This is a genomic window from Rugamonas rubra, from assembly GCF_900114705.1.
GTDB lineage: Bacteria > Pseudomonadota > Gammaproteobacteria > Burkholderiales > Burkholderiaceae_D > Rugamonas > Rugamonas rubra.
This window is the reverse complement of record NZ_FOTW01000005.1, coordinates 431152-442728: the sequence shown is the minus strand read 5'-3', so window position 1 is coordinate 442728 and position 11577 is coordinate 431152. Positions and strand designations below refer to the sequence as shown.

Here is an 11577-nt window from a genome sequence, read left to right as displayed (position 1 = left end):
CATCACCGTTCCGGCACGCAGGCTGGTTTGATGCCGACAGGCGCCGCACTGCCAGTAGCGCAGTTCCCGCCGCTTGAATTCGTAAGCGGCGCCATGGCCGCAGCAAGGGCAGATGAATCCCTGTGGCCACCGCGCCTTGATGAACGCCGCCTCGCATTGCTCCTCGGTACCGTAATCGCGCAAGAACGCAGGCAGCGACAGTCCCTTCTGAAACTGAATCCCGTTGATCGTCATCATCATCCCCTTCAGTGGCTCTGCCATCCTGATAGGTTTGACTCAACTGGAGTGGCAAAGTTCTGACGAACGAACATAATCAGGTCCCTTTATGTGTCACTACTGTCAGTAGCGTTGAATTGAATCTGACAGGTTGGTTATTAGCATATGCGTGGTGCGCTTATCCGTAAATGGCACTTAAGTACCAATTTACAGCACGAGTAATCCATAGCTATTTTTCATCCGGGTCTCGTTCTCAATCGCGAGCCGCACCAGCTGCGTCCTTTTGTTCATTCCAAGTCTTTGGAAAATTTTGGTCAAATGGTGTTTGACCGTGATTTCACTGATGAAAAGGAGCTCGGCAATTTCAAGATTTAATTTCCCCTGCCCCACCAACAGCAGCACTTCGCGTTCCCGGCGGGACAGCAAGTCGATCATACTGTCGGTCTGGTTGGAGGCTTTGAGATCGCTGAGAAGGGGACATAGCGTGTCATGCAGCAGTGGCACGATTTCTCGCAACAGTTCGGCATGCCGGGCACCTACCTGACCGGGTATTCGATGAAAGCTGTGGTAGGTCCCGATGCAACGTTCTGTGTCATATACCGCGTGCGCGGCGACATTGCGCATATCAGCCTCCCGGAAATTTCGCAGCCATTGTTCCGGCACATCGGGCCATGGGGCATTTTCTTCGAACAACTGGGGTTCGCGTGTTGCCAGCCAGCGTCGCAGTATCGGCGTATCGAGGCCGCCGGCAGCATTGCAAATGTTTTTAAGGTGCGCTACTGGATAGTCGATGGCGACGATACCGTCGATCGCCACTCCGCCCGCATGGATACGCCCGTACCCGCAACCGAGCGTCGAGTGGGGGAAGATTTGGCGGATCGAGTTTCGTGTCCAGTCCTTGAATTCCTCTACCGAGCTAATCGAGGCGGCTTCTTGTTTCAAGTGTTCTAACATCTGGCCTCCCTCTTGGTGAAAAGGTTTCATTTCAGTTCATCCGGTAACCGGCCCAAGCCCAATATGCCGGCACTAGTCATCAGCCGTAGCCGGGCCGACCGCCATTCGGATAAACACCGGACTCGCTCTTGCCGTGCATCGGCAACGGCGTTCTGCGTTTGCAGGATTTCCAAAATATCGGCGGCGCCCCTGTCGTACTTTCTCGTCGCACTGAGCTGAGCTTCAGTGGCGGCATCCAGTAGCTGCTTCGACGCTGACAAGTTGCCGAGCGACGATTGAGCATCCGCATGTGTTTTCACTACGTCAGTCAAGATGTGACGGGCGACTTCTTTGAGTGCGGCGTCCTTTTGGTCTTGGCGTGCCTGCATTTCTCTGATCTTGTAGCTGTGTGCGAACCCATCGAAAATGGGAAAGGAAATGGCGATACCGACCGTATTGACGCGCGAAGCATTGGCAGACAGACCTTGTCCGGGGAAACCGTTTTTGAATGTATTGACCGCCAGGTCGACCGTGGGCAATCCCTCGGCGCGAGTAGCGCGCACCACGGCTTTGGCGGCCGCCCATTGCGCTTGGGCGGCCTTGATCGCTGGGTGACTGTGCTGCGCTGTGCTCAGCCATAGTTCAAGGTCGCCAACGAACCTATCCAATGAATCGCCTAAGGCCCCAGGCGCCGGCACGTACTCGCTTTCATCGGCCAGCGCTATCGGCTCGCCCGATGACATGCCCCTATTGAAAGTCAGGGTGGCCAAATTTTTTCGAAAACTGCCTTGCGCTCGACTTTGCTCAAGGATTGCCTTTGCATACGCAGTTGCGGCCTGCAGGGTATCGCTGCGCGCGACCGTTCCCATTTGTTCACGCCGCTTGGCGCTGTTGAGCGTTTCCTTGGCGGTTTCCATATTGTGTGTGCTGGCTATCCACACAGCCCGTGCGGTCTGGGTATCAAAATAGGTCTGGATGGTCGTCGTCAATATTCGTTGCAAGGTCGAATCGTGATCGGCCATCGTTGCCAACAAGAGATCGCTGGCAGACCGCTCGGTGGCGGCACGGGCACCGAAATCGAATAGACGCCAACTTAGCCCGGCCGACATCGAAATGCCCTTCACTGAGATCGACGTCGATTCAGGTTCTGAATACATGGACCGGGTATGCTGCCGGTTGACGATGGCCGACAGGCTTGGCAAATAGGCGGCGCGCGCCTGACCCAGCGCCGCCGCCTGTACTTTGATAGCCGCCCAGGTGCCCGCGACCTCAGGGCTACGGCACAGGGAATAGTCCACCGCGACGATCAGCGACACAGGTTGATGCGGCACACCCAGCTTGAGGCAGTCCGAAGTGACGTCGAGTGCGGTCATGTTGGCGTCGTCGAGCAGCCGTGCGGGTGCCACGCCCAAGGGATCGTCTAGCCAATTCCCGATTGCTGGCACCGCCCCGGCGTTTCCCGCATTGACAGGTAGCGGTGAGAGCGCGGCGATACCCAGAACCAGCAGCGCCGCTACTCGCCTGGGGACAAACTTAGCGCTCATGCAGTGCCTCATGCTGATGCCGCACCAGAGGTGATAGGATATATTCGATGAGCCGCCGGTCTCCGGTCTTGATCTCGACGCTGACTGCCATGCCTGGCGCTAGTGGCCGCAGGCGCCCATCCACAATTAGCGCCGACTTGATCGGACGCACTCGCGCAGTGTAGATGGGACCCTTTTTTTCATCCACGATCGCATCGCGCGAGATGTGTGCGACAACCGCAGGAACGGTGCCGTACTTGCTGTACTCGAAGGTGTCGATTTTGATCTCAGCGTTTTGTCCTTCATGGACAAAGCCGATGTCCTTGTTGTCGAGTACCACCTCGATTTCAACAGCGTTGTCAGCCGGCACAATCTGCATCAGCGCCTGTGCGGCTGGAACGACCCCACCTACCGTGTGGACATTCAATTGTTGGACCGTGCCGTCGACGCTGGCGGTAAGTTTCATGAGTTTGCTGTGAGTTTCGTACCGGATGATATCCTGCCGCGACGCCGCGATAATCTTGCTGGCGTCGCTTAGTTGATCCAGTGCAACTCTCTGCGTTTCAGCGATCAGCGCGTGGCGCAAATTTTTCGCTGACGTCAGTTGGCCCTGCAACTCGACGCGCGCCTGCTCTTGCTGAGACCAAGCATGTTGTGCGACATCGTGGTCTAGCAACAGCGCTCGAAAATCGCTGGCGCGTTCCGTCGCCAACGGCAGCGCGTGCTCGCAGCGCGCGATGTCGCCATCGAAGCGCTGGAGTTTGGCCAAGTAGTCCCGGTACAGACCCTCAACATGTAATTGCTCGTCGCGCCATTTGTCCGGCGGGATGCTGACCTGTTGCGCTCGTTCGATAGCACCCAGCCCGGCTAGCAATGGTGGCTTGCCTGTATTGAGCGCAGCAATCATTGCCCGGGCCCGCGCGGCCTGCACCACTGCTTCGTTGAGGTCGACGCTGGCTTTCTCTCGTTCGGTGTCGCTGCCGCTGGCGTCCAACTCCAGTAGGACGTCGCAGGCCTTGACCTGCTGGCCTTCTGTCACGAGGATCGCGCTTACGCTGGCCACTTCCACCGACGCGATGGTTTTGACTCGGCCGGTGGGGACGACCTTGCCGCTGGCGTTGACAACGATGTCGACGCGACCGACAATCGACCACGCCAAAGCGATCAGCGCCATGCCCATGATGACGCGCCCGGTCCAGCGCGCGGTAGGAGAGATGGGCCGTTCCCGCAGCGACAAGGCGGCGGGCAGAAATTCCGCCTCATCCCGGTTGAACCCGGCGCTACTGAGTTGCTGCCTTTGTCGCCAACAATGTGCGAAGACCTTGCCGTAACGTGCAAGCAATTCGCGATAGGCCGATGCCCGATGCCGAATGGTCATGCTGCCCCCGCAAATACGTGGCGCTCCGCGCTGACATGCTCGGGTGTACCGGCCTGTAGCCTGTGCAAGTGGGCATAGATGCCATGGGGGTCTTGCAACAACTGCACATGGCTGCCCGCCTCAGCGATCTGTCCGCGTTCGATGACCACAATGCGATCTGCGTCTCTAACCGTCGACAGGCGGTGCGCGATGATCAGCACGGTGCGGTCGTGGCAAATGCGCCGCATATTGTCCTGGATGACCTTCTCTGATTCATAGTCCAGTGCGCTGGTGGCTTCATCGAAAATGAGAATGCGGGGGTTGGTGATCAGCGCGCGGGCGATGGCGATGCGTTGCCGCTGGCCGCCGGAAAGACCGGCGCCGTGTTCTCCGACCAGAGTGTCATAACCTTCGGGCAGTTCGCAAATAAAATCGTGGGCGCCGGAAAGCTTGGCCGCGTCGATGATCGCTTCAATCGAGTAGGCAGGATTGCTGACCGCGATGTTGTCCCGGATGCTGCGCGCGAACAAGGTGTTTTCTTGAGTACAACGCCAATTTGGCGTCGCAACGATACTGTGTCGATAATCGACAAGTCGTGGCCATCGACCAGCACGCGTCCCCGGTCCGGCACATACAGCCGTTGTATCAGTTTAGTCAGCGTACTTTTACCGGAGCCAGAGCGTCCGACGATGCCGATGACTTCGCCGGGATGGATGTGCAGATTGAGTGTACGTAGGACATCGGATGTGTCGGGCCTGTAGCGGAACGAAACGTTATCGAATTCGATGGTCCCCGCGAGTCGTGGGATTCGGCTCTTTTGTCCCGCTATCTCGGTGCGGGTGTTGAGAATATCGCCCAGTCGGCTCATCGAAATACCAACCTGCTGGAAGTCGTTCCACAATTGAGCAAGACGCAGGATCGGCGATGAGACCTGCCCGGCCAGCATGTTGAAGGCAACCAGCTCGCCGACGGTCAGTTTGCCATCCAGAGCCAGATTTGCTCCCATCCACATGATCGCGGCGGTTGTCAGCTTGCTGATCAGGCTGACGCCGCCGTTGGCGATAGTGGAAATGCTGGTGGAGGATAGCGCGGCCGTCACGTACCCTGCCAGCTGTTTTTCCCACTTGTGCTGCCAGCGCGGTTCGATGGCAAGTGCCTTGATGGTGTCTATGCCGCCGATGGTTTCAACCAGAAACGACTGGTTTTCCGCGCTACGGTTGAACTTGTCGTTCAGACGGCTACGCAGAACGGGTGTGAAGATCAGGGACAGCGCGCCATAGCAGGGAATCGAGATGACGACGATCAGCGTCAGCCAAGCGCTGTACCATAGCATGATGCCAATAAACACCAAGGAAAACAGCAGATCCAGCAGCAGCGTTATCGCATTCCCTGTGAGGAAGGAGCGGATGTTTTCCAACTCACGGATCCGCGCCACCGAATCGCCGATACGGCGCGACTGGAAGTAACTGATAGGTAGATTCAGCACGTGCCTGAACAGCCGAGCGCCTAGTTCTATATCGATCTTGCTGCTCGTGTGGGAAAACACGTAGGTCCGGATACCTGTCAAGACCACCTCGAAGACGATGGCGCAAATTAGCCCGATCGCGATGACATCAAGCGTTTGCATGGCATGATTCACAAGTACCTTGTCCATGACCACCTGAAAAAACAGCGGAGTTGCCAAGCCAATCAGTTGCAGCACCAAAGAGATCAGCAGTACTTCAACCAGCAGCCGCCGATATTTGATTACTGCCGGTATAAACCAAGTGAAGTCGAACTTTGCGATCTCGCCGGCGAAGCTGGCCTTGCTCGTGAACAGGATAAAGGATCCCGTCCATTGGGCGACAAAGTCGCTCAAGTTCATGACCTGCGCCGGTCCGGTGACGTATTGGACTAACAAGCGCGCGGGCGAGTTGCTTGCTGTAGCGGGATCAGCGGTTGATTTATTTTTTTGAGAAGAGCGTATCTTTTCCCCTTCGGGAATGGCATGACCCGCAGTGCCGGGATCGAACTTTACTACAATGAAAAAATCGCCGTTTTTGGCTTGGGCGATAGCCGGCAGCGGTACGCGATTTAGGCGCTCGATCGGTTGACGCAACATGCGGGTGGTCAGTCCCAAACTACGCGCCGCGAGATGAATCTGGTCGACGGTAAAGGCCGCGTCATGTCCGAACTCATGTTGCAGCTGAGCCCTGTCTGCGGCAACACCGTGCAACGCGGCGATGGTGATTAAACTGCTGAGTCCGCTGTCAGTAATTGTCGTGGTGTCGACAGAGTCGTTGTCCTGAGGCCCGCTTGCGCGATGTTCCGTTGTCACAGTATTTCTCCACCTTTAGGTTATCGGAGCGCCCGATACGCAGCAGATTTCATTGCAAAACATGCTACATTGCAATTGGTTAATTGAATGAAAAATAACTAATAATGTTGTTTTAATAAAACACTATTGAATCGTAACTCTGTGGGGGCGAGCAGCGTTGTTTACCGCCGTAAGCAAGCTGCGGCGGGAACCGGCCGTGGCCGTGTTGGCGTAGCAGTAAAAACTGCAAGACAAATTCCTAACCGGATGGTCGGCGATGTCAGCCAGCGCATGGCGCAGCCAAGCCTCGGGGTCGAGGCCATTGAGCTTCGTCGCCGCTATCTGCGCCGGAGAACAGGTAGTTGGGACGGCCGATCGTCACGCCGCGAAAGGCGCGTTCGGCCGCCGAGTTCTCGATCTCGACGGCGCCGATATCGACAACACCCGGTCAAACCATTGCTGCTCGATGAGGAAGAATAGAACGAAGACCCAACCGCCGTGCTATTTCCAGGTGATCTCACGCCATTCCTGCTTAGGCTTGGCGTGTACCGGAAAATGCCGTCCTGCGAGCCGATCACTTGAGTGCTGGCTGCGGGGCTATAACGCTAGCGCGTCATTGTGCCCAGCAGGGCCGCCGCGTCGCCGGCGGCGACGCGGCCCTCGTCGGTCGGCACCACCCAGATCTCGACGCTGCTGGAGGAGGCGTGGATGGCCATGATGCTGTTGCCGTCGGCCTCGCGGTTGCGCGCCGGGTCGACGCGCAGGCCGAGGAAGCCGAGCTGCTCGCAGGCGGCCTGGCGCAGCGCGGCGTCGTGTTCGCCGATGCCGCCGGTGAAGGCCAGCAGGTCGACGCCGCCCAGGGTGGCGGTCAGCGCGCCGCACTCGCGCACCAAGCGGTGGACGAACAGCTCGATGGCGAAGGCGGCCTCGGGCTGCTCGCTGGCGCGCAGCGTGCGCATGTCGGCCGACACGCCGGACACGCCGAGCAGGCCGGACTGCTTGTACAGCATGGCCTCGATGCGGGCGCAGTCCCAGCCCTGGCGCAGCAGGTGCAGCAGCACGCCGGGGTCGAGCGCGCCGCTGCGGGTGCCCATCATCAGGCCGTCGAGGGCGGAGAAGCCCATACTGGTGGCGCTGCTGGCGCCGTTTCGCATGGCGCAGACGCTGGCGCCGTTGCCCAGGTGCGCCATCAGCACGCGGTCGCCGGCCCGTTCGCTGTGCTCGGCCAGGCGCGCCGCCACGTAGCGGTAGGACAGGCCGTGGAAGCCATAGCGGCGGATGCCCTCTCGGCGCAGCGCCTGCGGCAGGGCGAAGTTCTGCTCCAGCGGCCCCATGCTGGCGTGGAAGGAGGTGTCGAAGCAGCCCACCTGCGGCAGGCCGGGATAGGCGCGCTGGAAGGCTTCGACGCCGTCCAGGTTGTGCGGCTGGTGCAGCGGCGCCAGCGGCGCCAGCGCGCGCAGCTCGGCCAGGGTGGCGGCGTCGAGCAGCACGGACTGGGCGTAGCGTTCGCCGCCGTGGACGATGCGGTGGGCGATGGCGAGCACCTCGACGTCGCCGGCGTGCTGGCGCAGGATGCCGCGCAGCGCCGTCAGCGCCTGTTCAAAACTGTCGCCCGGCGTGGTCGGCAGCGCCTGTTTGATGCTGGCGCTGGCGGTGCGCAGCGCCAGCGCCGGCTGGCCGTCCGGCTCCAGGCCGTCGATGCCGCCGCTCAGCGTGGCGGCGCCGGTCGAGCCGTCGGCCAGGTAGGGGTAGAGCGCGAACTTCAGCGAGGAGGAGCCGGCGTTGACGGCGATGATGGCCTGCTGGCGCGCGCTCACGGGCGCTCCTTGCGGTAGCGGTGCGCCAGCAGCAGCGCCAGCGCGGCCGAGGCGACGCGGGCGTCGGCGTCGTCGGCGCGGCTGGTCAGGGCGATCGGCACGGTGGCGCCCAGCACCACGCCGCAGGTGGCGGCGCCGGCCAGGTATTCGAGCTGCTTGGCCAGCATGTTGCCGGCCTCGAGGTCGGGCACGATGAGGATTTCGGCGTGGCCGGCGACCTGCGAGACGATGCCCTTGATGCGCGCGGCGGCCGGCGAGATGGCGTTGTCGAAGGCCAGCGGGCCGTCCAGCAGGCCGCCGCGGATCTGGCCGCGCTCGGCCATCTTGCACAGGGCGGCGGCGTCGATGGTCGAGGCGATCTTCGGCGTCACCGTCTCCACCGCCGAGAGGATGGCGACCTTGGGCAGCGGGTTGCCCAGCGCGTGCGCCAGGTCGATGGCGTTCTGCACGATGTCGGCCTTTTCCAACAGCGTCGGCTGGATGTTGAGCGCGGCGTCGGAGATCAGCAGCACCTTGTCGTACATCGGCACCTCGAGGCGGAACACGTGCGACAGGCGGCGCTTGGTGCGCAGCTGCGGCTGGGAGATCACGGCGGTCATCATCTCGTCGGTGTGCAGGCTGCCCTTCATCAGGATCTCGACCTCGCCGGCGGCGGCCATGGCGGCGCCACGGGCGGCGGCGGCGTGGCTGTGCGCCACGTCGATGATCTCAATGCCCTCCAGCGACAGCCCGGCCTCGGCGGCGGTGGACTGCAGTTTGGCCAGCGGCGCGATCAGCACCGGCACGATCATGTTGTGGCGGCCGGCCTCCAGCGCGCCCTTCAGCGACTCGGCGTCGCAGGGGTGGATGACGGCGCAGCGCACCGGTTCGAGCGCGGCGACCGAGGCCAGCAGCACGGCGAAGCGGGCCTTGGGGTCGACCAGGCGCAGCAGCGGCAGCTGGGTGCGCGGCCGGCGCACCTTCTCGGCCGGCGCGATCACCGTGGCCACGCCGGCCAGCACCAGGGCGCCGTTCTGGTTCTTGATCTCGCACTCCAGGGTGACGTGCTTCTTGACGTCCTCCTTGCTCAGCACGGTGGCGGTGACGCGCAGCGTGTCGCCGATGCGCACCGGCTTGAGGAAGCGCAGCGTCTGCTCCAGGTAGATGGTGCCGGGGCCGGGCAGGGTGGTGCCGAGCACCTTGGAGATCAGGCCGGCGCCCCACATGCCGTGCGCGATCACGCCGTGGAACAGGGTCTTGTCGGCGTAGTCGGCGTCCAGGTGGGCCGGGTTGACGTCGCCCGACAGGGCGGCGAAGGCGGAAATGTCGTCCTCGGTCAGCGTGCGCGTTTGGCGCGCGCTTTGGCCTACTTGCAGCTCATCGTAGGTGATGTTCTCGATGATCTCAGGCAGGTCGTCGTCGGTGTGGTCGTTCATGGGTGTCCGTTCTCTGCGTTCTCGGTGCTGTTGGGTTAATTTACGATGTGGTAGCCGGCGTCGATGTAGATGGTCTGGCCGGTCATGCCGGCGGCGCCGTCGCCGACCAGGAAGGCCGCCAGGTTGCCGATTTCGTCCAGCGTGACCAGGCGGCGCAGCGGCGCCTTCTCCTCGGCGTGGCGCATCAGGCTGTCGAATTCGGCCAGGCCGGAGGCGGCCCGGGTGGGGATCGGGCCGGGCGACATGGCGTGCACGCGGATGCCCTTCGGTCCCAGCTCGACGGCCATGTAGCGCACCAGCGATTCGAGCGCCGACTTGACCGGCCCCATCACGCCGTAGTTCGCCACCGCCTCGGCGGCGCCCAGGTAGCTCATGGTGATCAGGCTGCCGCCGTCGGCCATGTGCGGCTCGCATAGCCGTGCCAGGCGGGCGAAGGAGTGGCAAGAGATGTTCATGGCGCGCAGGAAGCCGGAGCTGGAGCTGTCGGTGACGCGGCCGTGCAGGTCCTCGGCCGGCGCCCAGGCGATCGAGTGGACCACGAAGTCGAGGCCGCCCAGCTGGGCCGCCGCCTCGCGCACCAGCTGTTCGAGCTCGAACTCCTGCTCGACGTCGCAGGGCAGCAGCGGCGCCTGCAACTCCAGCGCCACCGGCGCGGCGTACTGCATCGCCTTGTCGCTGACGCAGGACAGCACCAGCTGCGCGCCGAGGCCGTGGGCGGCGCGGGCGCAGCCGGCGGCGATGCTGTGTTCATTGGCCACGCCAAGGATCAGGCCGCGCTTGCCGGCCAGCGAGAAGGGGAAGGAGATGGTCATGGTGTCGTCCTCAGGTTGTGTGCGAATCGGATAGGTCAGACAAACTCAGCCAAAATCAGCCAAACTGCTTGGTGAAGCGCAGGGTGCAGGCGGTGCCGACCGCCAGTCCCAATGCCAGTATGCCGGCCATCATCGGCCACAGGGCCGCCACGCCGGCGCCCTTGAGCAGGATGCCATAGCTGGCGTTGATGAAATAGTACAACGGCGAGATATACATCAGCGCGCGCATCACCGTCGGCATGGCCTCGGGCGGCGTCCAGGCGCCGGACAGGAACATCATCGGCGCCAGGATCAGGATCACCATCATGCCGGCCTGCGCCATGTTGCGTGTCACCGTGGCGATCAGGATGCCGATGCCGGCCAGGGTGCAGATGTAGCCGGTGGTGACGACGAAGAACAACAACAGGCTGCCCTGCACCGGCACGCCGAACACCGGGATCAACAGGCCGAACAGGCCGAGCGCGGTGCCGCACAGGATCACCGCGACCATCGCCAGTATCTTCGGCAGCATGATCTGCAAGGGGCCAAGCGGCGACACCAGCAGCTGCTCGATGGTGCCGCGCTCCTTCTCGCGCACCATGGCGGCGGCCGGCAGCAGCATGGAGAACAGCGTGACCACGTTGAGCAGCTCGGAGATGCCCATGAACCAGGCGTCGTTCTGGTTGGGGTTGAACCAGACGCGGGTGCGGTTGTCGATGATCGGGCCGTCGATGGCGCCGCCGCCCAGGCCGAGGCGGGCGCTAGCCGTCTCTAGGCCGAAGCGGGCGACGATCTGGGTCGCGTCGACCGAGGTGAGGAAGCCCTGCACCGAGTTGGAGGCGTCGATTTGCAGCTGCACCGAGGCCTGCTCGCCGCGTTCGAGCGCGTCGCCGAAGCCGGGCGGCACGTCGAGCACGGCCATGGCCTTGCCCTCGTCGAGCAGGGCCATGCCGGTGCTGGCGTGGCCGGCGCCGCCGATCTGGCGGAATTCGGGCGGCAGGAAACGGCCGGCCAGCTCGCGCGAGGCGCGGCTGTGGTCCATGTCGAGCAGGGCCAGGGCGGCGTTGTTGAGTTGTAGGGTGACGCCGGAGGCGGCGTTGTAGATGTCGGCCGAGAAGGCGTAGACGACGAACAGCAGCAGCAGCGGGTCGCGCATCAGCTGCACCAGCTCCTTCCACGTCATCACGCGCAGGCGGCGCCACCAGGTTGTATCGGGCCAGAGTTGCATA

Annotated in this window: 8 protein-coding genes and 2 pseudogenes; all 10 read right to left on the bottom strand. The window is 62.2% G+C overall.

Features of this window, described 5'->3' with window-relative positions; translation table 11 throughout:
• Positions 1-237: transposase (locus BM252_RS04505; RefSeq protein ID WP_217429873.1), on the bottom strand; the 237-nt coding region annotated here is incomplete at its 3' end.
• 186 nt (positions 238-423) lie between these two features.
• The gene (locus tag BM252_RS31960) at positions 424-1170 is read right to left on the bottom strand and encodes a helix-turn-helix transcriptional regulator (RefSeq protein WP_281249340.1); all 747 of its coding nucleotides are present in this window, start codon (positions 1168-1170) and stop codon (positions 424-426) included.
• Between the two features lie 26 nt (positions 1171-1196).
• Complete coding sequence (locus BM252_RS04495) at positions 1197-2693, bottom strand: TolC family protein (RefSeq protein WP_174900412.1); 1497 nt, start codon at positions 2691-2693, stop codon at positions 1197-1199.
• Positions 2683-4050 (bottom strand): HlyD family type I secretion periplasmic adaptor subunit, encoded by a 1368-nt coding sequence (locus BM252_RS04490; RefSeq protein ID WP_093384158.1) that lies wholly within the window; start codon positions 4048-4050, stop codon positions 2683-2685. The genes BM252_RS04495 and BM252_RS04490 overlap by 11 nt, the downstream gene beginning before the upstream one ends.
• Positions 4047-6286 (bottom strand): annotated as a pseudogene (locus BM252_RS04485) (type I secretion system permease/ATPase). Before BM252_RS04485 ends, BM252_RS04490 begins: the two are co-directional and overlap by 4 nt.
• A 183-nt stretch (positions 6287-6469) precedes the next feature.
• A pseudogene (locus BM252_RS31585) lies at positions 6470-6755 on the bottom strand (hypothetical protein); the annotation flags it as partial.
• A 175-nt stretch (positions 6756-6930) separates the two neighbouring features.
• Complete coding sequence (locus BM252_RS04480; RefSeq protein ID WP_093384156.1) at positions 6931-8142, bottom strand: acetate/propionate family kinase; 1212 nt, start codon at positions 8140-8142, stop codon at positions 6931-6933.
• Positions 8139-9557 carry a bifunctional enoyl-CoA hydratase/phosphate acetyltransferase gene (locus BM252_RS04475; protein WP_093384153.1) on the bottom strand — a complete coding sequence of 473 codons (1419 nt, stop codon included), beginning with the start codon at positions 9555-9557 and terminating at the stop codon, positions 8139-8141. The genes BM252_RS04480 and BM252_RS04475 overlap by 4 nt, the downstream gene beginning before the upstream one ends.
• Before the next feature lie 35 nt (positions 9558-9592).
• The gene (fabI, locus tag BM252_RS04470) at positions 9593-10369 is read right to left on the bottom strand and encodes an enoyl-ACP reductase FabI (protein WP_093384150.1); all 777 of its coding nucleotides are present in this window, start codon (positions 10367-10369) and stop codon (positions 9593-9595) included.
• Positions 10370-10424: 55 nt separating this feature from the next.
• On the bottom strand, positions 10425-11576 hold the full coding sequence (locus tag BM252_RS04465; protein WP_093384147.1) for an ABC transporter permease: 1152 nt from the start codon (positions 11574-11576) through the stop codon (positions 10425-10427).
• Position 11577: the final 1 nt, after the last annotated feature.

Coding starts and splice junctions, on each gene's coding strand:
- BM252_RS04475 (WP_093384153.1), bottom strand. CDS start 9,557: ATGAACGACCACACCGACGACGACCTGCCTGAGATCATCGAGAACATC.
- BM252_RS31960 (WP_281249340.1), bottom strand. CDS start 1,170: ATGTTAGAACACTTGAAACAAGAAGCCGCCTCGATTAGCTCGGTAGAG.
- BM252_RS04465 (WP_093384147.1), bottom strand. CDS start 11,576: ATGCAACTCTGGCCCGATACAACCTGGTGGCGCCGCCTGCGCGTGATG.
- BM252_RS04490 (WP_093384158.1), bottom strand. CDS start 4,050: ATGACCATTCGGCATCGGGCATCGGCCTATCGCGAATTGCTTGCACGT.
- fabI (WP_093384150.1), bottom strand. CDS start 10,369: ATGACCATCTCCTTCCCCTTCTCGCTGGCCGGCAAGCGCGGCCTGATC.
- BM252_RS04495 (WP_174900412.1), bottom strand. CDS start 2,693: ATGAGCGCTAAGTTTGTCCCCAGGCGAGTAGCGGCGCTGCTGGTTCTG.